The organism is Streptomyces phyllanthi, assembly GCF_009377205.1.
Classification (GTDB): Bacteria; Actinomycetota; Actinomycetes; order Streptomycetales; family Streptomycetaceae; genus Streptomyces; species Streptomyces phyllanthi.
The window spans coordinates 1-25,069 of sequence record NZ_VJZE01000096.1; the positions used below are offsets into that span (position 1 = coordinate 1).

At 69.5% G+C, this 25,069-nt stretch carries 19 protein-coding genes and 1 pseudogene; 10 read left to right on the plus strand and 10 right to left on the minus strand.

The features are described 5' to 3' along the window. Positions 1–24 precede the first annotated feature (24 nt). Complete coding sequence (locus FNH04_RS16320; protein ID WP_322723163.1) at positions 25–780, minus strand: TIGR03089 family protein; 756 nt, start codon at positions 778–780, stop codon at positions 25–27. A 204-nt stretch (positions 781–984) separates the two neighbouring features. On the opposite strand from FNH04_RS16320, the gene FNH04_RS16325 reads away from it, so the two are divergent. The 4 genes and pseudogenes from FNH04_RS16325 to FNH04_RS47620 form a co-directional block, all read left to right on the plus strand. After that, positions 985–2,118: an LCP family protein gene (locus tag FNH04_RS16325; RefSeq protein ID WP_322723164.1), complete on the plus strand. Its 1,134-nt coding sequence runs from the start codon at positions 985–987 to the stop codon at positions 2,116–2,118. Positions 2,119–2,338: 220 nt separating this feature from the next. Next, on the plus strand, positions 2,339–4,069 hold the full coding sequence (locus FNH04_RS16330; RefSeq protein WP_322723165.1) for an LCP family protein: 1,731 nt from the start codon (positions 2,339–2,341) through the stop codon (positions 4,067–4,069). A gap of 330 nt (positions 4,070–4,399) precedes the next feature. Beyond that, positions 4,400–6,055, plus strand: a complete 1,656-nt coding sequence (locus FNH04_RS16335; RefSeq protein WP_152784853.1) for an LCP family protein — start codon at positions 4,400–4,402, stop codon at positions 6,053–6,055. Between the two features lie 142 nt (positions 6,056–6,197). Then, positions 6,198–6,379 (plus strand): annotated as a pseudogene (locus FNH04_RS47620) (four-helix bundle copper-binding protein); the annotation flags it as partial. A gap of 272 nt (positions 6,380–6,651) precedes the next feature. Here FNH04_RS47620 and FNH04_RS16340 read toward each other — a convergent pair. Together FNH04_RS16340 and FNH04_RS16345 are read right to left on the minus strand one after the other, a co-directional pair. Further along, positions 6,652–7,302 carry an HAD family hydrolase gene (locus FNH04_RS16340; RefSeq protein WP_152784855.1) on the minus strand — a complete coding sequence of 217 codons (651 nt, stop codon included), beginning with the start codon at positions 7,300–7,302 and terminating at the stop codon, positions 6,652–6,654. Positions 7,303–7,306: 4 nt separating this feature from the next. Beyond that, positions 7,307–8,587 (minus strand): LCP family protein, encoded by a 1,281-nt coding sequence (locus tag FNH04_RS16345; protein WP_152784857.1) that lies wholly within the window; start codon positions 8,585–8,587, stop codon positions 7,307–7,309. 119 nt (positions 8,588–8,706) lie between these two features. Between FNH04_RS16345 and FNH04_RS16350 the strand changes: the two genes are divergently transcribed. Then, positions 8,707–9,255, plus strand: a complete 549-nt coding sequence (locus FNH04_RS16350) for an acyl-CoA thioesterase (RefSeq protein ID WP_228031417.1) — start codon at positions 8,707–8,709, stop codon at positions 9,253–9,255. A 186-nt stretch (positions 9,256–9,441) separates the two neighbouring features. After that, on the plus strand, positions 9,442–9,597 hold the full coding sequence (locus FNH04_RS46550; protein ID WP_194236700.1) for a hypothetical protein: 156 nt from the start codon (positions 9,442–9,444) through the stop codon (positions 9,595–9,597). 24 nt (positions 9,598–9,621) lie between these two features. Here FNH04_RS46550 and FNH04_RS16355 read toward each other — a convergent pair whose 3' ends face one another. Continuing rightward, positions 9,622–11,073 (minus strand): LCP family protein, encoded by a 1,452-nt coding sequence (locus FNH04_RS16355; protein WP_449343795.1) that lies wholly within the window; start codon positions 11,071–11,073, stop codon positions 9,622–9,624. 128 nt (positions 11,074–11,201) lie between these two features. On the opposite strand from FNH04_RS16355, the gene FNH04_RS16360 reads away from it, so the two are divergent. Together FNH04_RS16360 and FNH04_RS16365 are read left to right on the plus strand one after the other, a co-directional pair. Continuing rightward, the gene (locus FNH04_RS16360; protein WP_152784863.1) at positions 11,202–12,245 is read left to right on the plus strand and encodes a glycosyltransferase family 2 protein; all 1,044 of its coding nucleotides are present in this window, start codon (positions 11,202–11,204) and stop codon (positions 12,243–12,245) included. A 416-nt stretch (positions 12,246–12,661) separates the two neighbouring features. Then, entirely contained in the window at positions 12,662–14,212 is a 1,551-nt protein-coding gene (locus FNH04_RS16365) for a right-handed parallel beta-helix repeat-containing protein (protein WP_152784865.1), read from the plus strand. A gap of 64 nt (positions 14,213–14,276) precedes the next feature. Here the strand turns inward: FNH04_RS16365 and galE are convergent, their stop codons facing one another. The 3 genes from galE to FNH04_RS16380 are packed head-to-tail and all read right to left on the minus strand — an operon-like array spanning position 14,277 to position 18,284. Beyond that, positions 14,277–15,314 (minus strand): UDP-glucose 4-epimerase GalE, encoded by a 1,038-nt coding sequence (gene galE, locus FNH04_RS16370; protein WP_152784867.1) that lies wholly within the window; start codon positions 15,312–15,314, stop codon positions 14,277–14,279. Positions 15,315–15,362: 48 nt separating this feature from the next. Next, a complete protein-coding gene (locus FNH04_RS16375) occupies positions 15,363–17,234 on the minus strand; it encodes a glycosyltransferase family 2 protein (protein ID WP_152784879.1) in 1,872 nt (623 codons plus the stop codon). 24 nt (positions 17,235–17,258) lie between these two features. Then, positions 17,259–18,284: a UDP-glucuronic acid decarboxylase family protein gene (locus tag FNH04_RS16380; RefSeq protein ID WP_152784869.1), complete on the minus strand. Its 1,026-nt coding sequence runs from the start codon at positions 18,282–18,284 to the stop codon at positions 17,259–17,261. A gap of 746 nt (positions 18,285–19,030) precedes the next feature. Here FNH04_RS16380 and FNH04_RS16385 point away from each other — a divergent pair. Continuing rightward, positions 19,031–20,242, plus strand: coding sequence for a peptidoglycan-binding protein LysM (locus FNH04_RS16385; protein WP_228031418.1), 1,212 nt, complete (start codon positions 19,031–19,033; stop codon positions 20,240–20,242). Positions 20,243–20,341: 99 nt separating this feature from the next. On the opposite strand, the gene FNH04_RS16390 is transcribed toward FNH04_RS16385, so the two are convergent. Continuing rightward, positions 20,342–21,499 (minus strand): acyl-CoA dehydrogenase, encoded by a 1,158-nt coding sequence (locus FNH04_RS16390; protein ID WP_152784871.1) that lies wholly within the window; start codon positions 21,497–21,499, stop codon positions 20,342–20,344. A 239-nt stretch (positions 21,500–21,738) separates the two neighbouring features. Between FNH04_RS16390 and FNH04_RS16395 the strand changes: the two genes are divergently transcribed. After that, positions 21,739–23,082, plus strand: coding sequence for a UDP-glucose dehydrogenase family protein (locus FNH04_RS16395; protein ID WP_152784873.1), 1,344 nt, complete (start codon positions 21,739–21,741; stop codon positions 23,080–23,082). A 247-nt stretch (positions 23,083–23,329) separates the two neighbouring features. On the opposite strand, the gene FNH04_RS16400 is transcribed toward FNH04_RS16395, so the two are convergent. Together FNH04_RS16400 and purE are read right to left on the minus strand one after the other, a co-directional pair. Beyond that, positions 23,330–24,508, minus strand: coding sequence for a dipeptidase (locus tag FNH04_RS16400; RefSeq protein WP_152784875.1), 1,179 nt, complete (start codon positions 24,506–24,508; stop codon positions 23,330–23,332). Between the two features lie 5 nt (positions 24,509–24,513). Then, the coding region (gene purE, locus FNH04_RS16405) for a 5-(carboxyamino)imidazole ribonucleotide mutase (protein WP_407704115.1) at positions 24,514–25,069 on the minus strand (556 nt) is incomplete at its 5' end.

Sequence of the window (25,069 nt, forward strand, 5' to 3'; positions counted from 1 at the left end):
ACCCCACCCGCACCGGGCGGAGCCCTACCGCACGGTCACGCTCACCCGCTCACTCTCCACCCGCTTCGCCACCGACTCCCCGTCCAGCCGGTCGAGGTGCCGGCACAGCACCACGGAGCCCCCGGTCGCGAGCGGCGCGTACAGCCCGGCGTTCAGCCCCTCCCACGTGTCGTACGGCAGCCCGGACAGCAACCGCGACCCCGGCCCCGTCAGCCCCAGCTCGGGCGCCTCCGCCCCGGCCCGCTCGACGACCTCCGCCCCGCTGAACTCCCGCCCGGCCACGATCAGCGCCGGCTCCTCGGGGTCCACGAGCGCGTACGGCACGAAACGGTCACCCTGTCCGGGCACCTCGACCGCGTAGTCGACGAACCCCTCCGGCGCCTGCGGGAAGCGTCCACCGAGCGGACGCAGCGCCAGCGCGACCCGCTCGCCGGAGCAGGCGCGGGCCGCCTCCAGCGTGTCGGGCCCGCTGACCACGATGTCGGCCGCAGCCGGTTCACCGGCCACGTCCGCGATGACGCCCACCGACGAACACGCCAGTAGCCACACGGCCGTCTGCCAGTGCGCGGGCAGCAGCAGCGCGACCCGGTCGCCGGGCTCCGCGGAAAGCCCGTCCTGGAGGAGGTTCGCGGTCTTGGCCACCCAGTTGGCGAAGGTGGCCACGGACAGTTCGACACGTTCGCCCGTGGCGTCGTCGTAGAAGGTCACCAGTGGGCGCGCGGGATCCGTGGCGAGCGCGGATCGCAGCAGGTCGGCAGGGGTGCGGTCGGTGGCGGTCACCCGCCAAGCGTACGCGGAGAGCCGGACCGGAACCCGACCGGAACCGGACCGAACCGGGTCGGAACCAGACCGGAACCAGACCGGCACCGATCGTCGGGCGGCCGGCCGTACCGCGGGCCGTATCGCCAGTTCGGCGGAACATCCCCGATGCCCAGTCAGATCCCGGTTAACCATATATGTATGACTATGTCCAAGATCACAGGAATGCACAGAAGGCTGATGTCCTCGATCGGCGTCACCTGCGCGGCGGCCGAGCTCGCCCGGTATGAGAAGGAGCGGCCCACCGCGCTGGTGCGGGGGGCGCAGAACATCCTGCTGATCGGGTCGGACACCCGGGCGGGCGCGGCCAACGGCGCGTACGGGCGGGACTCCGGTACCGAGCGCGCGGACACCACGATCCTGCTGCACCTCCCCGCGAACCGGCGCAGCGCGACCGCGGTGTCCCTCCCCCGCGACCTGATGGTGGACGTGCCCGCTTGCCGCCGCCGGGACGGCACCCGTACCCGGCCGATGTTCACGACCCTCAACCGCGCCTTCGAGATGGGCGGCTCGGCCTGCACGATCCGTACGGTCGAGAAGCTGACGGACATCCGTGCCAACCACCACATCGTGGTGGACTTCCGCGGCTTCAAGAAGCTGGTGGACGCCCTCGGTGGCGTCGAGGTCTGCCTGGCGAAGCCCATCGACGACAAGGACGCCAAGCTGCGGCTGCCCGCGGGAAAGGTGCGGCTCAACGGCGAACAGGCCCTCGGCTACGTCCGCGCCCGCAAGTCCCTGGGCGACGGCAGCGACACCGAGCGGATGGACCGGCAACAGCGCTTCCTCGGCGCACTGGCCGACAAGGTCAAGGACAACGGCACCCTGCTGAACCCCATGAAGCTCTACCCCGTGCTGGACGCCGCCACTTCGGCGCTCACCACCGACCCGGCACTGGCGAACCTGCGCGGCCTGTACGACCTCGTACGCGGTATGCGCACGATCCCTACGGAAAAGGTGCAATTCCTGACCGTGCCCCGTCGCTCGCACCCCTCCAACGCCAATCGCGACCAACTCGTGGAGCCCGCCGCGGAGAAACTCTTCACGCGGTTGCGCGAGGACGCACCCGTCGTAGTCGTGGAGGAAGTTCCGGATGATTCCGGCGCAAAAAGCCGCAATGCGGCGCCCGGAGCCGAGGCCCGGAGTGAACGCGAAGCCGGGCAGAATCCGTACAAGGGGTCGGACGAGTACCCGTACGACTACAGCGAGTCCTTCAAGGACTCCCACAAGGAGGGCTCGCATGAGTCCGACCCGGCTCCCACTTTCCGCGGCAGCACGGCCGCAGATGACACCTGCAGGTAAAGCGCGTGTCAACACCGAGAACAAATGGACCAGGAAATGGGCAGATTGCCCAGTTGTAGGGACGTGGAATTTGTCACCGTCGTCGCTTGACGCCTAATCGGGCGGATAGTGTGAGCGGTCCGGTGTGGCAGGCCTTTCGCTCGCCCACCACCTGCACGAGACCCGAGCGCCTTTTGAGGGGGAAGGCGCCGCGTGGCCCCAACGGAGGAATCGGACAACCGTGGACGCGCAAGGCCGAGGGCGGGCGGACGACATCGACCCCGCAGACCAGTGGGTACTGAACCCGAGCACCGGTGAATACGAACTGCGACTGACCCCTTCCGCACCGCAGTCAACGGTGCCGAGGCCCCGGAGGACCGGCGGGGGCGCCATGGGCGCACGGGCGACCGGAACCCGGACGCGCACCGCGACGGCCGCCGGACCGGGCACGCGGGAGATGCCCGAGGTGGTGCCGGGCCCGCGCCGCCGCCGGGGGGCACCGCCCGAGACACAGCCGGGACGCCGCCGGACGAAGCCCCAGAAGTCGAAGGGCAAGAAGATCCTGCTGTGGACCTCCGGCACGCTGGCCGTGCTGCTGGTGGCCACGGCCGGAGCGGGCTACCTCTACTACCAGCACCTCAACGACAACATCACAACCGTCTCCGAAGACGGCGCGAGCACCGGCGGCTTCAGCAAGGACCGCGCGATCAACGTCCTGATCATCGGCACCGACAAGCGCAGCGGCGCGGGCAACAAGGGGTACGGCGACGCCAACAGCGTCGGACACGCGGACACCACGATCCTGCTGCACGTCTCCAAGGACCGGACGAACGCGACCGCGATGAGCATCCCGCGGGACATGATCGTGGACATCCCGGACTGCCCGACCGAGCAGGCGGACGGTTCCACCAAGGACATCGCGGGCACGCCCGAGGCCCGCTTCAACGTGAGCCTCGGCCAGAGCGAGCGGACGCCGAGCTGCACGATGCGGACCGTCACCGAGCTCACCGGGATCAAGCCCGACCACTTCCTGGTGGCCGACTTCAACGCGGTGAAGACGCTGTCCACGGCGGTCGGTGGTGTCGAGGTCTGTCTGAAGAAGGACATCGACGACCCGAAGTCGCATCTGAAGCTGTCCGCGGGCAAGCACACGATCCAGGGCGAGCAGGCGCTGGCGTTCGTGCGCACCCGCCACTCCGTCGGCTTCGGCAGCGACCTGAGCCGTATCCAGATCCAGCAGCAGTTCCTCAGCTCGCTGATGCGCAAACTGAAGTCGAACGACACGCTGACCAGCCCCTCGAAGATGTTGAAGCTGGCCGAGGCGGGCACCAAGGCGCTCACCGTCGACTCGCAGCTCGACGACCTGCGCAAGCTCGCCGCGCTCGGCCAGGAGATCGGCAAGGTCGACACCAAGAACCTGACCTTCACGACGGTCCCGGTGGTCGACAACACCGACGGCGCGACCGTGCTGCCCGCTCCGACCAAGGCGCAGGCGCTGTTCGACACCATCAAGGACGACGTCTCACTGACCGAGGTGAAGAAGCAGCAGAAGGCGAAGGAGGCCGCGAAGCTCAAGGGCACGCGCGCCAAGGCCTCCGAGGTCCGGGTGAACATCTACAACGGCGGCGCCGCCGCCGGCAGCGCCCAGGAGACCCTCACCTACCTGCAGAACCAGGAGGGCGTCACCAAGTCCAGCCAGCTCGGCAACGCCGACAAGACGCAGGCCAAGACGACCCTGGCGTACGACCCCGACCAGGCCGACCAGGCGCGCAAGCTGGCCGACATCATGGGTCTGCCCTCCTCGGCGCTGAAGCCCGGCGAGGGCAGCAGCGAGGACAGCGCCCAGGGACTGCCCGCCATGGTGCTGATCCTCGGCGAGGACTTCAAGGGCGCCGGGGTGTCGCTGAGCTCGTCGGCGGCGAACCTGGACGTCGAGAAGAACACCGCGGACAAAGAAACCTGCGCGGAGTGATGACCTGACGGGTTCATTCAGCGTCTAACAGAGCGCGAGGTGTGTCCGGGCCGGACACGCGAGCGCGTCCCGAGCGGGGCGCGTGCGTGTCCGGCCCGGGCGTACGTCGTGGTGCCCGGCTCGGCGTACGAGAGGCGCCCGAGGCGGGCCCAGGCGCATGTCCGGTCCGGGCGCAAGGGGAGCGCCCGGACCGGGCGTACGAGGGTGTCATCCGAATCGGTCGTGTGACGCGTTCAATCAGTCATGAGTACATCCGAGCTGGGTCCTCGACGGTCCAACAGGGCACGGGGAAGGCCCCGTTCAAGACAGAGGGTGGGGAGGGGCAGGGAGATGGTGCGCAGCAGTGTGCGGGGGGACCGGAGGCGGCCGGAGGTACGGGACGCCGGTGAGGGCTGGGACGACGGTCCCACGGCGGATGCGGCGGACGATGCCTCGCCCGAGCCCAAGGGCCGCGGGCGGCACGGCGGGGGCGGCGGCCGCAGACGCGGAAGCGCTCCCGAGCGCCCGCGCAAACGCCGCATCCTGCGCTGGTCGGCGACGGTCCTGGCGGTTCTGATACTCGGGACCGCGGGTGCCGGTTACCTCTACCTCCAGCACCTCAACGACAACATCGAGCGGGACGACCTGAACCTCGGCGACAAGGAGATCGCCGAGCCGACGCCGAACGCGGCCGGCCAGACCCCGCTGAACATCCTGCTCATCGGCTCGGACGCGCGGGACTCCAAGGAGAACCAGAAGCTGGGCGGCGCGAAGGAGACCTTCGGCGCGACCCCGCTCGCGGACGTCCAGATGCTGCTGCACCTGTCCGCCGACCGCACCAACATGTCAGTGATCAGCATGCCCCGCGACACCCTGGTGCAGATCCCCAAGTGCACGGACCCGGACGACGGCAAGGTGTACGCGGCGTCCAACGGCCGCGTGATGACCAACCAGTCGCTGGGCCGTGGCGGCCCCGGCTGCACGGTCGCCACCTGGCAGGAGCTGACCGGGATCCACATCGACCACTTCATGAAGATCGACTTCGCGGGTGTGGTGGCGATGGCCGACGCGATCGGCGGAGTGCCGGTGTGCGTGGACGCCAACATCGAGTCCAGGGACAGCCAGGGCCACGGCTCGGGGCTGAAGCTAGAGGAAGGCACCACCTACATCAAGGGCGTGAAGGCGCTGCAGTGGCTGCGGACGCGGTACGGCTTCGAGGACGGCAGCGACATAGCGCGCGCCAAGGCGCAGCACATGTACATGAACTCCATGGTCCGGGAGCTGCGCGAGAACGCCACGATCACCAACCCGAACAAGCTGCGCAAACTGGCCGAGGAGGCCACCAAGGCCATCACGGTCGACGACGGCCTCGCCTCCGTGACGAAGCTCTACGACCTGAGCACCGAGCTGCGGAAGGTCGAGCCGAAGCGGATCACGATGACGACGATGCCGTACACGTACGTCGGCGCGCGCGTGATCCCCAAGGAGGGCGACGCGGAGAAGCTGTTCCGGCTGGTGCGCGAGGACATCGCGCTGGACGGCAAGGACAAGAAGAAGTCCACGACGGAGAAGGCCTCCGACGACCCGGCCGCCGCCGACGACGAGATCGGTGTGCTCGTGCAGAACGGCACCAGGACCTCGACCCTCGCCTCGGTCAACGGCCGGGCGAGCACGGTGAGCGGACTGCTCGTGAAGGAGGGCTTCACCAAGGCCACCGCCGACACGACCACGGCGAGCGCCGAGGACGAGACCGTGGTCCGCTACCCGAGCGCCGAGCTGGAGGGCGACGCCCAGGCGGTCGCCAAGGCCCTCGGCATTCCGCTGAGCCAGGTGGAGAAGTCCACCAGTGTCAGCGGGGTCACGCTCGTCGTGGGCGCGGACTGGCGCGACGGGACGGCGTACAAGGCGAAGAAGAAGGACGACAAGACGCCGGAGTCCGCGGACGCGCTGAACGGTGGCGACAAGGACGCCTGCATGCACGTGAACCCGAACTTCACGTGGAGTTGACGGGAGGCCGTGCACCGGCCGGCCCTCGGGCCGCCGGCGCACGGCGTCCCGCCGGGCGGACCGGTTCCGTCCACCCGACGGCGCTGAGGGGCGTGGAGGCGCACCGCGGAAGGGCGAGGGACCCACTCCGGGTCCCCGTACGACCCGCCTGTGCGCGGACATGATGCTGCGCGGGTCTCCGTCGGCGGCCGAGATGCGCGCCCTGTGTGCCGCGCGAGTGACCTGTGTGCCGAGGCGCGGGTGTCCATGCCGGACGGTCCACAGCTGAGGAGCCGCGCGGACGCGTGCCGCCGCAGGGCGGAACCGTGCCGCGCCATGGGAGGTCCGGGGCGTGACCCCGCGGCGGCGAACGCCTCGGGGACGCCCGGTCGGCTGCCCGCCGTCGGCGATGGCGCGGGTAGCCCGAGCCCGTACTGCGGCGGTCGCCGCCTGGCGCCGCGTGCCGTACCGCCTGCCCCGTGCGCAGCGAGGGTAGGGAGCCGCTCCGCGCCGACCGGCCAGTCGGCGTGCTCCGGCCAGTCGGCGTGCTCCGGCCGGCCCGGCGGGCGGCGGCCACGGCCGACGCCGGCTGGGCTGCTCGAGGCAGCCGGGGGCGGTCAGACCTGATGGTCCAGCAGCGGCTTCAACGCCCGGTCCAGATCGGCCGGTTCGGTGAAGTGCACCGGGCGCATGCCGAGGGCGGCCGCCGCCTCCACGTTCTCCAGGGTGTCGTCCACGAAGAGGCAGCGGTCGGCGGGCACGCCCGCGCGTGCCGCCGCAAGTTCGAGGATGCGGGGATCGGGCTTGGCGAGGCCCACGCGGGCGCTGTTCACGACGTCGTCCGCGAGGTCCGTGAGGCCGAGGGACGCGAGGTCGGCCTCCAGGGCCACCGTCGCGTTACTGACGAGGACCAGGGGGACATGGGCCCGGGCACGGCGGAGGAGGGAGACCACCTGTTCGTCGGCCCGGAACGGGGTACGGGCGAGGGCCGCGCCCAGTTCACGCGCCGTCGGCCCGGGCACGAGCCCGGTGAGACCGCGCGCGATCGCGGCCACCCACTCCTCGACCGTGACCCGGCCCAGCAGCAGCGGCAGATCGGTCTCCGGTGCGAAGGCCACCTTCATCGTGGTGCCCTCCGCCAGCCCCGCGGCACGCTCCAGCGCGTACACCTCGGAGGGGTCGAAGAACCGGATCACGTTGTCGACGTCACAGAGCACCGCGTCGAAGGGCCGGCCGGAGGTGGCTTCCCCGGTACGGGAGACGGTCATGTGGTCAGTTCCCCGAGACCGTCACCGTCTCGTCGTTCTTGAGCTCCTCGACCAGCTTCTTGACCTTCGCGGTGTCCCACTGGAGGTTGCCGTTGGCGGCGTTGCCCGAGATCGGCATGTTCATCGACTTGCCGTCGCCGCCCGTCACGCCCTTCATCGCCCAGAACATGTCGGCCAGGTCGAACAGGCTCATGTCCTTGTCGACGATCAGGGTGTCCAGGCCCGCGCTCATCGTCGGGTAGAGCTTGAAGGGGTTGAGGACCGTGCTCGGCGTCGCCGTCTGGCTGGCCAGGGCCGCGAGGAACTTCTGCTGGTTCTTCGTACGGTCCAGGTCGCTGCGCGCGAGCGCGTACCGGGTGCGGACGAAGGCGAGGGACTGCTCCCCGTTGAGGGTCTGCTTGCCCGCCTCGAAGTTCGCGCCGGACTTGGTGTCCTTCATGCCGCCCTTGGGGATGGTGATCTCCACGCCCCCGACCGCGTCGACGATGTTGGCGAAGCCCGCGAAGCCGATCTCGACGTAGTGGTCGATGTGCAGGCCCGTGTTGGCCTCGACGGTGCGGACGAGCAGCTCGGGGCCGTCCTCGGCGTACGCCGCGTTCAGCTTCACCTGGCGGCCGGTGCCCGGGAAGGTCTTGCCGGATTCGGAGCCCACGAACTTCGGGATCGTGACGTTCGAGTCGCGGGGCAGCGATATGAGCGTGGGCCCGTTGGAACCGGTGTGCAGGATCATCATCGAGTCCGTGCGCTTGCCGTCGGCGGACCCGGTGTGGAGTTCCTTCTTCTGCTCGTCGGACAGGCCCTCGCGGCTGTCGGAGCCGACGATCAGGTAGTTCGTGCCCTCGCCCGCCTCCGGCCGCTCGATGACCTTGGAGAGGTCGACGTCGCGGTTCAGCTTGGAGTCGGCCCAGAAGTACGTTCCGATGGTCGTCGCGACCACCACGGTCACCAGCGTGATGGCCGTCACCTTGATACGGCGGCGCCAGTTCGGCGCCGGCCGGTCCGCACCGTAACCGCCGCCCCCGCGGCCACCGGACCCGCCGTCCGGCGACCCGTACACCTGGCCGGTGTTGTAGCCGCTGTCGTACGACTCGGGCGTGCCGTACGCGTTGCCGTACCCGTCGTCGTATGTCGGCTGCTGCGGCACGCCGCCGCTCGGAGGCGCTCCCGCCGGACCGCGTCTCACCTGCCGCATCACGCGCGCGCCCTCGGGCTGTGCGCTCGCACTGCCGTGGCCGTATCCACCACCGCGGTTGCTGTCGGACCATCCCTCGGGCCAATTGTTCATGGGGCCCAGTGTGCAGTGCCGAGCAGGGCTGTTCACAAGGGTCAGCGGAAAACGGAGGCTGGGCTGTTGCGAAGCTGACACAAATCGCACAGATGTCGCACTCTCATAAGGTGGGGGGCATGACAGACCAGACCCCCGCCCCACAGTCGGACATTCCAGGCAAGCCGACCTCGGCATCCCGGATCACCCTCAGCCACATCATGACCCACAACGACACCAACCTCCTGGGCACGGTGCACGGCGGGGTGATCATGAAACTGGTCGACGACGCGGCCGGCGCCGTGGCCGGCCGGCACTCCGGCGGGCCCGCGGTCACCGCCTCCATGGACGAGATGGCCTTCCTGGAACCGGTCGGAGTGGGCGACCTCGTCCATGTGAAGGCCCAGGTGAACTGGACGGGGCGTACGTCGATGGAGGTCGGCGTACGGGTTCTCGCCGAGCGCTGGAACGAGTCGACGCCACCTCAGCAGGTCGGCTCCGCCTACCTCGTCTTCGCCGCCGTCGACGCGGACGGCAAGCCGCGCCGGGTGCCGCCGGTGCTCCCGGAGACCGAGCGCGACCGCCGCCGCTACCAGGAGGCCCAGATCCGCCGCACCCACCGGCTCGCCCGGCGCCGCGCGATCGTGGAACTGCGGGAGAAGCGGTTGGCGGAAGGGTTCGAGGACTGAGCGTCAGGGCCGTGTGCCCTTCGACACGTCACACGAGTCAACACGCAGGAAACCTGTCGGTACTGGCGGGTTGGGACATCTGCCTCTGGTGACGTCAGGGACTCCTGAACAGACTCGCCGCACGGCTCGGGCACCCCATCGATCCGGCCCGAGCCGCGGCACGCAGACACGAGAAGGAGTTCCCGGATGTCCCCTCACGAAACGTCCACCACCGCTCGGGCCCTGGAGCCCGGCCACAGTCCCGACTCCCCCTTGCCGATCGGGAGGTTCCTGACGCTCTACATGGTCGTCACCCTGCTGCTCGCCACCGCCGTCGTGGTGGTGGCCCCGCTGTTCCAGTAGGGGCCGACGGGAGCCGGCAGGGCGCTACGGACACGACACCTCGTCGCCGGTCACCACATCGGACTTCTCCTCGTACGGGTCGGCCCTGACCTTCCGTACCTCCTTGAAGTCCGTCCCGGCGATCACCTTCAGCGTCGCCCCCTGGCCCCGCACGGCCCGCATCTCGGACCCCGGCAGCGCGGCCGCGAGCGACTTGGCGGAGCGGTCCCAGCGCGGGTCGTAGGCGACGACCGTGCGCCGCACGTTCCGCTCCGGCGCGTTCAGCGGCATCCGTGTCGTACGGAAGCCGGTGGCGGCGAGCAGTCCGTCGATCCGCTTGCCGAGGCCCTTCACGTTCGTGCCGTTCTGGACCTGGACCCGGATCTGCCGCGGGGACACGTCGACCCGGACGGCCGGGGTGCGCCGCACCTTGTGCGGGGCGAGGGGCCTGTCGTCACGGAGGGCCCGAAAGAGCCGGGCGGCCTTGACCTCGTCCCACCTCAAAGTCGAGCCGATGCCCTTCACGGCGTAGCTCATCTGCAGGATGGGGACCGTGGTGAACTCGGACGAGGAGGGCGAGAAGTCGTTCATCGCCCGCCCCAGGTCGAGCAGTTCACCCGTGCCGAACTCCTTGTCCGCGCGCACCGATCCGAGCACGGCCCGGGAGATGTCGCGGAACTTCATGGGGTTCAGCAGCACCCCGGACGAGGTGGCGTGGGCGATGAGCGAGGCGAGAAAGCGCTGCTGACGCTGCATCCGGCCCAGGTCGGAGGACCCGTCGGCATGGCGCGAGCGGACGTACTGGAGGGCCTGGCCGCCGTTCAGCCGGTGCGAACCCGCGGGGAGGTCGAGGCCGGTGTACGTGTCCTTCAGCGGGCGCGTGGTGCAGATGTCGACCCCGCCGAGTACGTCGACGGTCTTCATGAAGCTGATGAAGTCGACCTCCAGATAGTGGTCGATCTTGACCTTCGTCATGTGCTCGACCGTGCGCACGGTCAGCTGCGGACCGCCCTCCGCGTACGCCGCGTTCAGCTTGACCGCGTGCGCGCCGTGCCGGTCGCCGCTGGTGCGGTCGGTGTGCGGGGGGATCTCGGCGTACGAGTCGCGCGGCAGGCTCACCACACTGGCGCGCTCCCGGTCCTCCGAGATGTGCACGATCATCATCATGTCCGTGCAGTGGCAGGGGGCACCGCCGAGCCGGTACTTGTGCCGCTCCTGCTCGGAGACCTTGTCGCGCCCGTCGGTGCCCACGAGCAGCACGTTCATGCCGTCGCCGGCCTCGGGGCGGTTCTTCATGTCCTGGAAGGGGTCGACACGGGCGATGTCGTTGTCGAGGGTGGTGAGCGCCGCGTGCCCGATGCCCGAGCAGGCGAGCACCACAACCGAGAGGGTGGTCACCGCCCGCATGGCCCAGCCCGTCCTCCTCCTGCGCCGTACGGGCGGTCGCGGGGAGCGAACCGGCGTGGGCCGAACGGGTGAGCGGGGCGGTGCGGGCACGGGGGACACCTCCGCGAAGGCTGGACGGGGGGAGTTGTGAGCACCGTAGGCCGATACGATCTGCGACCCCGTCCGGCAGCCGGGCGGCGCGCGTCGGTGTCCCCCGTTCGCGGTAACGTGAGGCCCCTATGAACGCCAAGTCCGACGTGCAGCTCCCCGCCGTGTCTGTCATCATGCCCGTCCTCGACGAGGAGCGGCATCTGCGCGGCGCCGTCCAAGCGATCCTCGCCCAGGAGTACGACGGCGAGATGGAGGTCGTGATCGCCCTGGGTCCCTCGACGGACCGTACGGACGAGATCGCCGCCGAGCTCGTACGCGAAACCGCGTCCCGTCCCTCCAAGCGCGTGCACACCGTGCCGAACCCGACCGGGCGCACGCCCGCCGCGCTGAACGCCGCGATCAAGGCGTCCCGCCACCCGGTCGTGGTGCGCGTCGACGGGCACGGCATGCTCTCGCCGAACTACATCGCGACGGCCGTACGGCTCCTGGAGGAGACCGGCGCGCAGAACGTCGGCGGCATCATGCACGCCGAGGGCGAGAACGACTGGGAGCACGCGGTCGCCGCCGCCATGACCTCGAAGATCGGCGTCGGCAACGCCGCGTTCCACACGGGCGGCGAGGCCGGCCGGGCCGAGACGGTGTACCTCGGTGTCTTCCGGCGCGAGGCGCTGGAGCAACAGGGCGGCTACAACGAGGAGTTCATCCGAGCCCAGGACTGGGAGCTGAACTTCCGGATCCGGGAGGCCGGCGGGCTGATCTGGTTCTCGCCCGAGCTGAAGGTGTCGTACCGGCCGCGGCCGAGCGTGAAGGCGCTCGCCAAGCAGTACAAGGACTACGGGCGTTGGCGCCATGTCGTCGCCCGCTATCACGAGGGCTCCATCAACCTGCGCTACCTCGCCCCGCCGGCCGCGGTGTGCGCGATCGCCGCGGGGCTCGTGGTGGGCGCCGCGCTGACCCCGTGGGGGTTCGTCGTTCCCGGCGGCTACCTCGCGGCGATCGTCGCGGGGTCCCTCCCCGCGGGGAAGGGGCTGCCGCTGAAGGCACGGCTCCAGATCCCCGTCGCCCTCGCCACCATGCACATGTCCTGGGGCTTCGGCTTTCTGACGAGCCCGCGGGCGCTGGCGAAGAGAGTCATCGCATCGCGGCGGCCGGCGGTGCTGAGCGAGAGCTGAGCGGGCCGTCAGGCCGCGGCGCGCGCAGACGAGTCAGACCCCCTCTCCGTGCGGAGAGGGGGTCTGTGCGTTCCTGGGGCGTTCCTGGGGCGTTCCTGGGGCGAAAAACCGCACACCCCCTGACGATTCAGCGGTATGAAATTCCTATAATTCGCACGGCCCGACCCAGGATAATTACCAACGATTTTCCGCCCGGGCCAGAGGCAGGTGGCAATTTCATCCGTCAGTGTGATGCTCCGTTTGGAATACGGACAACTTCAGCACACTGACCATACAGGGGGTTGCGTGTGGCGGCGGGGGCGGCTCGGACGCCGCGCGACCGGTGTCGGGCGTAAGACATCACAGCATGCCGCGTGCGCTCTCCGAATTCCCGAAATGCATCGGGTTCTTCGCGTTCAAGCAGGCAGGAGGTGGCGATGACCACCTATTACGTCAGTCCGAACGGTAACGACAACGTCGACGGGCAGTCTCCCGGCAGTGCGTGGCGAACTCTCGCCCGGGCCGACCAGGCCGTTCTCCAACCCGGCGATCAGCTGCTACTGGAGGGCGGCGGCCGCTTTCCCGGCACCCTGTCATTCGGTTCGACGGATGCGGGAAGTGCCGCGAATCCGGTCGTCATCGGTTCCTACGGGACGGGCCGTGCGACGATTCTGGCCTCCGGGACGGCCGGTATCACGATCTACAACACGGCAGGCATGGAGATCCGCGATCTGGTGCTCGTCGGGAGTTTCGCGTCCTATTCCAGCCAGGGCGGTCTCAACATCTACAGCGACCTTCCGGGCAACCAGAAGCTGGATCACCTCGTCATCACCAACGTCGATGCGTCGGGCTTCAAGAACGGCATTCAGATCGGTGGTGGGAACGGGTCGACAGGCTTCCGCAACGTCACCGTCGACGCCTGTGAACTGCACGCCAACAGGGAAGCCGGGCTGATCACCTACGGTCCGGCGTTCAATGCCGCGGCTCCGGCCTACCCGCACGAGTCCGTGACCGTGACGAACACCGAGGCGCACCACAACGCCGGTGATCCGAAGAACAACACCCGCAACACCGGCAGCGGCATCATCCTGGGCGCGGTCGACGGCGGGGCGGTCCGCTACTCGTCGGCCCACGACAACGGGTACGCGTCGGGGCCGACCGCCACCGAGGGCCCGGAGGGTATCTGGGCGTACGACTCGACCGGACTGGTGATCGAGCACAACGTCTCGTACTTCAACCGCACGGGCGGCAAGGCGGACGGCGGCGGCTTCGGCCTGGACATCAACGTGTCGGAGTCGGTCCTGCAGTACAACCTGTCGTTCGGCAACGACGGTCCGGGGTACCTGATCTACACGAGCCAGACCAACAACGCGCACACCGGCAACACCGTGCGCTTCAACGTCAGCAGCAACGACGCCCGCAAACCGCAGGTCAGCTGGTACGCCGGCATCTCCCTCGGGGGCCGGCTGAGCAATCTGCAGGTCTACCAGAACACGGTGGTGCTGACCGCCAACGGGACGGCAGGGGCGCCGGCCCTGGGTCTGGGCACGGGGCTGTTGTCCGCGTCGGTCCGCAACACCATTCTCGTCACGGACGGAGCGAGGCTGGTGCGGTCGTCGACCGCCTATCCGGCATCGACCGTCCAACTGCAGGGCAACGACTACTTCACCACCGCGGGGACGTGGGCGGTGACCTGGGGAACGACCGCGTACGGCAGCCTGAACTCGTGGCGCACGGCAACCGGCCAGGAGCGGGTGGGCACCACCGCGACGGGGTTGAACGTCGCTCCCGACCTGCTGGGAGGCGACGCGCCGTTCATCACGGACCCCGACGTGGTATGGGAGATCATTCCGGAGAGCAGCTCGCCACTGGTCGGGCAGGCTCTCGACCTGCAGAGTCTGTTCGGTATCGACCCCGGCCCGCACGACTACTTCGGCACGGCGCTCGGCTCGTCCGTGGCGGTGGGTGCCGCTCAGCCGCAGCCCTGAAGGCAGTTTGTGCCGCCGCCCCACGGCGGCGGCACAAACCCTGCGGAGGGTGCGTCGTGGACGCCTACTGCAGGTAGCCGAGCGGGTTGAGCTGCTGGAAGCGCCAGCTGTCACGGCACATCTCAGCCAGTCCCCGGGTGGGCCGCCACCCCCACTCCTGTGCCACCGCGCTCGCGTCGGCCACGAGGCAGGGCACGTCGCCGGGCCGCCGGTCCTTCATCCGGTACGGCACTTCGCGGCCGCATGCGTCGCCGAAGGCGGCGACGAGTTCGAGGACGGACGTTCCCACACCCGTGCCCAGGTTGAACACACGCATCGCGGTGCCGGTCGAGGCGTCCGCGATGCGTTCCAGGGCGATCCGGTGGCCTTCGGCGATGTCCATGACGTGCACGTAGTCGCGCACCGCCGTACCGTCCGGCGTCGGATAGTCCCCGCCGAACACGTTCAGATGCGGCAGCCGGCCGTCGGCGACACGCATCAGGTACGGCATCACGTTCAACGGGACTCCACAGGGGTCTTCTCCGAGGAGACCGCTGGGGTGGGCCCCGATGGGGTTGAAGTAGCGCAGGGACAGCACGGCGAGGTCGGACCAGCGGTCGCAGACGTCGGCCAGAACCTGCTCGCACAGCCACTTCGACTTCGCGTACGGGTTGGTGGGGCGTGCCGGGTCCTGCTCGGTCAGCGGTCTGTCCTCGGCGTTGCCGTAGACGGAGCACGACGAGGAGAACACCAGCCGTGTGACGGCGTGTTCGCGCATGGCACGCAGCAGCGAGGTCGTGCCGCCGACGTTGTTGTCGTAGTACTCGACGGGGATCCGCACCGACTCACCCACCGCCTTGCCGGCGGCGAAGTGCACGACCGCGTCCACGTCATGCTCGGTGAACACGCGGCTGAGGGCCGCATGGTCGCGCAGGTCGAGCTGGTGGATCCCCGCGAGCGGGCGGCCGGCGATCTTGGCGATGCGCTCCAGGGCTCGTGGAGAGCTGTTGGAGTGGTTGTCGACCACCACGACCTCATAGTCGTGGGCGAGGAGGTCGACGCAGGTGTGGCTGCCGATGAACCCGGCTCCGCCGGTCACCAGGACAGTCCTCGGGTGGGACATGGGCAAGTGGCTCCTTGTCGTCCTCCGCGCCGGCCGGCGCGGGACGGTTCAGTGGGGGAAGGCGACGGTGGCGTACATGCACACGGCGTACGCGAAGGGGAGGAGCGCGGCGACCGCGATCAGCAGGGCGGTGCGGGCGGAGCGCAGAGCGGTACGCAAGCGCACCTTGGAGTTGCGGGAGACCTCCACCACGTGCAGGGCGCAGATCGCCACCCCGACGACGGCGTACGCGCAGGCGGCGAAGACGCACAGGAAGCCGTAGCCGACAGCGTCGCCGCGCGGCTCGTCGACCGTGGCGGTGATGGAGAGGACGGCGGTGATGGCGGCGAAGGGCACGACGAGACGTGCGGGCAGCATGCGCACGCCGCCCTGCCCCTTGGGAGTGACCTTGAAGGCGATGACCCGCGGGCGCAGCTTCTGCAGCACGGCGGCCAGCACGCCCCAGGCGACGAAGGGCCAGCGAGTGAGGACGAACAGCCAGCCCTCCCAGCTCATCACGGGGGCGCGTTGCGGGCGCAGCAGACCGCATCGGCGAATCATCACGGTCATGGCCACCAGCCAGGCGGTGGCGAACCAGAAACGGGCCAGGAAGGAGATGTAGTCGACGCGCACCCACGGCACTCCGGTGAGCACAGCGATCGGCGGAAACGCCAGGCCAGCGGTGATGGTCAGGGCCAGCAGCGGGTAGTACAACAGCGCGTACCCGAAGCGCAGCCGTAGCGCGCCCCTCATCCGGCCGAGGTGACGTGGCAACAGGTCGATCAGGGCCGTGGTCAGGCTGCGCGACCACTGGAACTCCTGGGTGACCATGTCGGTGAAGGTGGGTGGCCCTTCGCCGTGGGCCTCGGCGTCGATGGCGAAGGCGCCCTGCCAGCCGGCGGAGTTGAGCAGGAACGTGGTGGTGAAGTCCTCGGCGAGCTCAGGTCCGATACCGCCGATGTCGCGCAGCGCCCGGGTGCGCACCGCGTAGTGGGAGCCGATGCACAGCGGGGCGAGCCCGCGGCTGTGCCCCAGCTGGAACGCTCCGTGGAAGGTGGCCTCCCGGTGCAGCCGCCCCCGGGCGGCCCACGACGTGCCGGCGTTGAGGTCGCACACGCTCGGAGCGGCGACGTAGCCGATCGCCGGGTCTGCGAACGGCCGGACCACCTCGGCGAGGTAGGTGGGTTCCGGTACGTGGTCGCAGTCCAACTGGGCGACGACGTCGTAGTCGCGGTATCCCCAGTGATCGTAGAAGTAGGCGAGGTTGCCCTCCTTGCACCTGGTCCGGCGCGGCCATGTGTCCCGGTGGTACTCCCGGACGCCCTGCCGGCAGGACACCCGCACCCCGTTCGACTGGCACCACCGCAACACGTCCTCGGACGGGTCCTCGTCGCAGAGCCAGACGTCGTAGGGGAGGGGGAACTTCTGCGCGAGCATGGCCTGCAACGTGGCGCGGGCCACGGACCACGGCTCGGAGGGGGCATGGGTCACCACGAAGGCGACCCGCAGCCGCGGCACCTCAACGGACGGCGGAACGTGCCGCAGCCGGGAGACAGCGGTGAGGAAGTACGCCGGAAGGATGCTGACGTACAGCAGAAGCAGGCTGTTCACAGCCAGCCCCGTCCAGGTGACACGGTGCTCCGGCTTCAGCCACCAGGCCCAGAACAGCACGAAGGCCACAACCCATCCCGCTGTCAGCACGCCCGCCAGGAGCCGGCCCCGCAAGGAGAGCCGGTGGACGAACGTGGACGGCCGGACCGCGCGCCGATGCGGTGCGCCGTCGAAGACGGGACCGCTGTCCAGAACCGCGGTGACCTTTCCGCCCGACAGTTCGTGCAGCGCCGCACCCACCTGCTCCGGCGTCTGCTCTCCGACCGCCCCGTGGCCAAGGCCCGGGCGAACAGGAGGACCGACCCGGGCGCCTTCCCCATCGGCTTGCATCATGAGAACGCGTCCCCACGCCGGTCAGTGCGCGCCGGCCAGGTTCCCGATCGGCTGGGGTCTGGGCGCCTCTGCCGGCCGGGGGAAGTCGTTCGCGCACCGCGGGTCCAGAAGGACCTGCTGGGGCAGGGAGCCGAACCAGTCGACGGTCCGCCGCAGCCCTTCTTCGACTGTGACCTGCGGAGACCAGGCCAGCCGCTCCTGCGCCAGGGAGGTGAGGGGCCGCCGGCGCACGGGATCGTCCTCCGGCAGCGGCAGGTACTCGATCCCGGACTCCGATCCGGTCAGCCGCAGAACGAGGCCGGCGAGCTCTTCCATACTCCGCTCGTCCGGGTTCCCCAGGTTGATCGGCCCGGGTTCCGCCGAGTCCAGCATCGCGAGGATTCCACGTACGAGGTCGTCGACGTAGCAGAAACTGCGGGTCTGCTTCCCGTCTCCGTAGATCGTGAGCGGCTTCCCCGCGAGCGCCTGCCTGATGAAGTTGGATACGACTCGCCCGTCCTCCGGCCGCATGCGCGGGCCGTAGGTGTTGAAGATGCGCAGGATGCCGGCATTCACACCGCGCTTGTTCCGATACGCCGTGGTGAGCGCCTCGGCGAAGCGCTTGGCCTCGTCGTACACGCTGCGTGGCCCGACCGGATTGACGTTCCCCCAGTAGCCTTCGCCCTGCGGGTGCACCAGCGGATCGCCGTACACCTCACTCGTCGAGGCGAGAACGAACCGCGCGCCGTGACGATCCGCCAGCCGCAGCGCGTGCTCGGTGCCCCGGCTGCCCACCGCCAGCGTCTCCAGCGCCAGCCGCAGGTAGTCGGGCGGTGACGCGGGACTGGCCAGGTGCGCCACCGCGTCGACCGGGCCCTCGACCTCGAATTCCCCGCTTACATCGACAGCGAAGAACTCGAAGCCGGGCTTGCGCAGCAGGTGCTCGACATTCCCCCTTCTGCCGGTCGAAAGGTCATCCAGACAGACCACCGAATCCCCTCGCAACATCAGGGATTCACAGAGATGGGACCCGAGGAATCCGGCCCCGCCGGTCACGACAACACGCATGGGACTTCTCCAGCCGTGAGAGGAAACGGGTACGCGTGACAGCGAACCGCCGCCTGGCAAACGCTCAGGGGCGGCCACGACTCTATTGACATAGTCAGCAAAAACGACTGACAGAAGATCGGCGTGTCAGGTGAAACGCACGTCATACATCGACTGGCGCAGTGAGCCGACTTGGCAGGGATGTTGAGCGGCAGGCCGCCACGGCGCCGCCGACTCGGGCCTGCGGCGGGGACGGCCGACCCGGCCGGTGAGGCCGCCGGCGCGATGCTCGCCGTAAAAGGCGCCCGAGATTCCTCGCGGCGTGGCATGCCGGACATCCGCCAAAAGGGGACTGTTCACCTCTGTGGCCGCCGTCGCTCTTGTCCCGCCGGTGCGGCGTGAGGAAAACAGGTCCCGTCACCACAGCCGTCACAAGCCGCTCGCCGCCCGTCGCCGGGCCGTGGTCCGCTTACGACCCGCAGGCGACCGAGGTTCACCTTTCCAAGAAATGGAACGATAATCGGATTATTTCGCCGTACGCCATTCGAGTTTTGCGGGCCAACCCGTCGGGAATGCTCACGTCAGGCCGTTACGAACTGACCCGCCGCAGCCATTCTCATTTTGCGCATTCGTTTGTTCCGTGCAGTGAATTCCTTCGTATCGGGTCAGTAAGAGCCCCGGAGCCCCACTGCCGGGCGGCACCGCGCCCATCCCGCCCGGCCGGAGGGCGCCCACGCCAGTACATCCCCGTGCCGCCAGGAGATCCGATGCCGTCTTTCCATGCCGGCTTCCATGCCGCCGTCATCCACCCCGACCAGTCCCTGACCTACAGCGGCACTGTCGACCAGCAACACCTGAGCGACGTACGTGCCCTGGCCGCCCTTCCCACCACACCTCGCCATGTCGTCGAGGACCCACGCCATCCCGGATCGGTGTTCGTCCTGCGGGAGGACGGAGACCTCGACTGGTACCAGCCCCTCGACACCGGGGAGTCCGAGCAGAACGAGCGGACCACGACCGGCTCGGGACTGGTGGCGGCGGTGGCGCCGCTCGCCGCCACGGATCCGGGCACCGCCTGGATCAAGGACGTGATCAGATTCGGTGACGGCGTCATCGGCGGTGCCATGGACACCCCGGGCAACCCTCCCCGCGTCGTCCACCACACCACCGAGTCGCCGGCGGGCGGCAAGTACCTCGAATCGGTGGCCTCCTACCTGATCAAAGTGGCCGCCGAACCCCATCTGATCTACTGTCCGGTCACCGACCGGATCGGGCAGTTCGGTTCCCTCGCGCACTCGGCCCGGGCCCTGCGCAACGACGGCTCCCGCCGCACCAACCGGGAGGGCCTCGTCTGCATCCAGATCGAGGTGCTCGGCCGCGCGGCCACACCGTGGACCGACGACTGGGACCCGATGCGGAAACCGGGCTGGCAGAAGATCCTGGCCGCCATCCGCTCCTGGGGTGTGCCGGACAGCTGGCCCGCCGGCCCTCCCCCGAAGTACCCGGGCGGCTCCGCGCCCCGCTCCCGGTCGACCTGGCAGTCCAAGGGCGGGCACTTCGGCCACAGCCATGTCCCCGGCAACGACCACGGCGACCCGGGAGCCATCGACACCGGGAAGATCCTGCTCGCGACATCCGGGGACCCGGACGGGGACGAGCAGGGTGCCGGGGTCACGCCCCTGCCGCGGGTCAGCCTCGCCCGTGTGGTGGCCGCGGCGAAGAAGGACCCCTCCGGACCCGACGGCGGCCTCACGCACCCGGCCGACGTCCGGCCGGTGGAGAAGGCACTGGTCGCCGAGGGCCTCCTCGAACGCCGTTACGCCGACGGCTCGTTCGGGACGAAGACCGTCACGGCGTACGCGGCCTGGCAGCGCAGTAAGGCCGGTGGCTCGTACAGCGGCAGGGCCGCCGACGGCGTACCGGGCCGGGACTCCCTCACCCGGCTCGGCAAGAAGCACGGCTTCACCGTCATCGCGTAGCCGGCGTCCACCGGTGCGCGAAGGAGCACGCACGAGCACGAGGGCGGCGGCCCGGACCCCCGTACGGAGGGGTCCGGGCCGCCGCCCGTCGGTGTGCCGCTACGGCAGGTTGCGCGCCATCACGATCCGCTGAACCTGGTTCGTGCCCTCGTAGATCTGCGTGATCTTGGCATCGCGCATCATGCGCTCGACCGGGTAGTCGCGGGTGTAGCCGTAGCCTCCGAGGAGCTGGACGGCGTCGGTGGTGACCTCCATGGCGACGTCCGAGGCGAAGCACTTGGCGGCCGCGCCCTGGAAGGTGAGGTCGCTGTCGCCGCGCTCGGACTTGCAGGCGGCCGCGTACGTCAGCTGGCGGGCGGCCTCGATCTTCATGGCCATGTCGGCGAGCATGAACTGGATGCCCTGGAAGTCGGCGATCGGCTTGCCGAACTGCTTGCGCTCCTGGACGTAGCCCTTGGCGTAGTCGAGGGCCCCCTGGGCGACGCCGAGGGCCTGGGCGGCGATCGTGATGCGGGTGTGGTCCAGCGTCTTCATCGCCGTCGCGAAGCCCGTGCCCTCCTCGCCGATCATGCGGTCGGCCGGGATGCGGACGTTGTCCAGGTAGACCTCGCGGGTCGGGGAGCCCTTGATGCCGAGCTTCTTCTCGGGGGCGCCGAAGGAGACGCCCTCGTCCGACTTCTCCACGACGAAGGCCGATATGCCCTTCGAGCGCTTGGTGGGGTCGGTGACCGCCATCACCGTGTAGTACTCGGAGACCCCGGCGTTCGTGATCCAGCGCTTCACGCCGTTCAGGACGTAGTGGTCGCCGTCGCGGACCGCCTTCGTCTTCATGCCCGCCGCGTCGGAGCCCGCGTCCGGCTCGGAGAGGCAGTACGAGAACATCGCGTCGCCCTTGGCCAGGGGCGTCATGTACTTCTTCTTCAGCTCCTCGGAGCCGGAGAGGATCACCGGGAGGGAGCCGAGCTTGTTCACCGCCGGGATGAGCGAGGAGGACACGCAGGCGCGGGCCACCTCCTCGATCACGATCACCGTGGCGAGCGCGTCCGCGCCCGCGCCGCCGTACTCCTCGGGTACGTGCACCGCGTGCAGGTCGCTGGCGACCAGCGCGTCGAGCGCCTCCTGCGGGAAGCGGGCCTCCTCGTCGACGGCGGCGGCGTACGGCGCGATCTTCGCCTCGGCGAGCGAACGGATCGCGTCGCGGAGCATGTCGTGCTCCTCGGACGGGCGGTACAGGTCGAAGTCAGCCGATCCGGCCAAGGTCTCTCACGCTCCAAAGACGGTCGAGGTCACAGTCGTCGCAGTCGGGGGCGGTGGTGTGCTGGGTGGCGCTCACGCTAACTACCGTTAAGTAACTCAAATTTTAGGGGGACGGCCGTACGAGTGATACGTGAGCTTGGCGACAACAGGGAATCCTGCCCTGCGGGGGGCGCGGGCACGCCCCGACTATGCTCAGGCGCATCTACGGCACACCGCGGACGTACACCTCTGGAGCACCCATGGCCCTCAAGATCACCGTGATCGGCACCGGCTATCTCGGCGCCACGCATGCCGCGGCCATGGCCGAGCTGGGGTTCGAAGTGCTCGGACTCGACGTCGTCGAAGAGAAGATCGACATGCTGCGGCGGGGCGAGGTCCCCATGTACGAGCCGGGGCTCGACGAGCTGCTGCGCAAGCATGTCGCGGGTATCGAGGGCTCCAGTGGGCGGCTGCGGTTCACGACCGACTACGCCGAGGTCGCCGAGTTCGGTGATGTGCACTTCGTGTGCGTCAACACCCCGCAGCGGCACGGTGAGTACGCCTGTGACATGTCGTACGTCGACGCCGCGATCGCCTCGCTCGCGCCCCATCTGAGGGGGCCCGCTCTGGTGGTGGGCAAGTCCACCGTGCCGGTCGGTTCGGCGGATCGGCTGGCCGCCTACCTCGTCGAGCACGCGCCCGCCGGGGGCGATGCGGAGCTGGCCTGGAACCCGGAGTTCCTGCGGGAGGGCTTCGCCGTGCAGGACACGCTGCATCCGGACCGGATCGTGGTGGGCGTGCGCAGTGAGCGGGCCGAGAAGCTGCTGCGGGACGTGTACGCGACTCCGGTCGCCGAGGGGTCGCCGTTCGTCGTGACGGATTTCCCGACCGCCGAGTTGGTGAAGACCTCGGCGAACTCCTTTCTCGCGACCAAGATCTCGTTCATCAACGCCATGGCCGAGGTGTGCGAGGCCGCGGGCGGTGACGTGGCCAAGCTGGCCGAGGCGATCGGGTACGACGACCGGATCGGGAGCAAGTTCCTGCGGGCCGGTATCGGTTTCGGTGGCGGGTGCCTGCCGAAGGACATCCGGGCGTTCATGGCCCGGGCCGGTGAGCTGGGGGCCGATCAGGCACTGACGTTCCTGCGGGAGATCGACTCCATCAACATGCGTCAGCGCGGGCAGATGGTGGAGCTGGCGCGGCAGGCGCTGGGAGGCGGGCCGTTCCTCGGGAAGCGGGTGGCGGTGCTGGGCGCCACGTTCAAGCCGGACTCCGACGACGTACGGGACTCGCCGGCGCTGAACGTGGCCGGGCAGATCCACCTTCAGGGCGGGCAGGTGACGGTGTACGACCCGAAGGGCATGGACAACGCCCGGCGGATCTTTCCGACGCTCGGGTACGCCGCATCCGCGGTCGATGCCGTGCGGGGGGCCGACGTCGTGCTGCACCTGACCGAGTGGCGGGAGTTCCGGGAGCTGGACCCCGCGGTACTGGGCAAGGTCGCGGCGGCTCGTGTCCTGCTCGACGGCCGCAACGCCCTTGACGCGGAGCTGTGGCGGCGGGCGGGCTGGACGTACCGGGCGATGGGGCGGCCGAAGGCCTGAGGGCAGGTGGACGCCGGTCCGGCCGAGGCTCAGTCGGCCGGACCGGCGCCTGTCTCATTCTCTACGCACTCCCCGCGCCTCCGTAACCGCTTTCAAGGAGTTCGGGGATGACAACGGTCACCCTCCTGGTTCACACGGCCCAGGTCGGCGGCGGCACCCTCCAGGACGAGGACCCGAACTGGGTCGTGCTCTAGGTGCCGGACGGTCCGCGTATCGCCCGTCCCGGCCGGCTGACAGGGCCGACCGGTCAGCCGTCGAGCTCCTCCAGCGTGGCGTTCGAGGGCGTCGTACGGGACTGCAGGTCGCGTGCCACGTCCTCGGCGGCGCCCAGTACCCGTACCGCGTTCTGCCAGGTCAGCTTGGCGAGGTCGGGCTTCGACCAGCCGCGGTCCAGGAGTTCGGCGATCAGGTTCGGGTAGCCGGAGACGTCGTCCAGACCGTCCGGGGTGAAGGCCGTGCCGTCGTAGTCGCCGCCGATGCCGAGGTGGTCGATGCCGGTGACCTCGCGCATGTGGTCCAGGTGGTCGGCGACCGTGGACACCGTGGCGACGGGGCGCGGGTGGGCCTCCTCGAAGGCGCGGTGGACCCTCATCGCCTCGGAGGTGGTGTCGAGGTGGTGGAAGCCGTGCGCGCGCATGTTCTCGTCCGCGGCCGCCGTCCAGTCGACGGCCGCCTGGAGCACGAACTTCGGCACGAACGTCACCATCGCCACTCCCCCGTTGGCGGGCAGCCGCTCCAGCACGTCGTCCGGGATGTTGCGCGGGTGGTCGCACACCGCCCGCGAGGAGGAGTGGCTGAAGATGACGGGCGCGGTCGACGTGTCCAGCGCGTCCCGCATGGTCGTCGCCGCCACATGGGAGAGGTCCACCAGCATGCCGAGCCGGTTCATCTCCCGTACGACCTCACGGCCGAAGGCCGACAGTCCGCCGACGCGCGGCTCGTCGGTCGCCGAGTCCGCCCAGGCGATGTTGTCGTTGTGGGTGAGCGTCATGTAGCGGACGCCCAGCGCGTACAACCCGCGCAGCGCGGCGAGGGAGTTGTCGATGGAGTGGCCGCCCTCGGCGCCCATCAGCGAGGCGATACGGCCCTCGGCGCGCACCGCCTCCATGTCGGCGGCCGTCAGGGCGGCGCCCAGGTCCCGTGGATGACGGGCGATCAACTGCCGTACGCAGTCGATCTGCTCGAGCGTCGCCGTCACCGCGCCGGGCCGGTCCGAGCGGACGTACACCGACCAGAACTGCGCCCCGACCCCGCCCGCGCGCAGCCGCGCCAGGTCCGTGTGCAGGTGGGCGCTCTGGTCGGTGGCGATGTCGCGGGCGCCGAGGTCGTAGCGGACCTGCTCGCGCAGGGCCCACGGAAGGTCGTTGTGGCCGTCGACGACCGGGAACTCGGCGAGGAGTTCCCGGGCCTCCCCCAGTGATGTCATACCGGTCACTTGCCCGAGCCGAAGCCGAAGCCGCCCGCGGTGCCCTCCACCTTGGAGCGCAGGCGCTTGCCCTTCTCGGTGGCCTGGTCGTTCAGCTCCTGCTGGAACTCCCGCATACGGCCGAGGAGTTCCTCGTCATGGGCGGCGAGCATCCGGGCCGCCAACAGACCCGCGTTGCGCGCGCCGCCGACGGAGACCGTCGCGACCGGCACACCGGCCGGCATCTGCACGATCGACAGCAGCGAGTCCATGCCGTCCAGGTACTTCAGCGGGACGGGTACGCCGATGACGGGCAGCGGGGTGACGGAGGCGAGCATGCCGGGCAGGTGCGCGGCTCCCCCGGCGCCCGCGATGATCACCTTCAGGCCGCGATCGGCGGCCTCCTCGCCGTACGCGATCATCTCGCGCGGCATACGGTGCGCGGAGACGACGTCGACCTCGTACTCGACCTCGAACTCGTCGAGGGCCTGCACGGCGGCCTCCATGACGGGCCAGTCGGAGTCCGACCCCATGACGATGCCGACCAATGGAACAGGGCGCGCGTCAGCGCTCGTTGAGGGG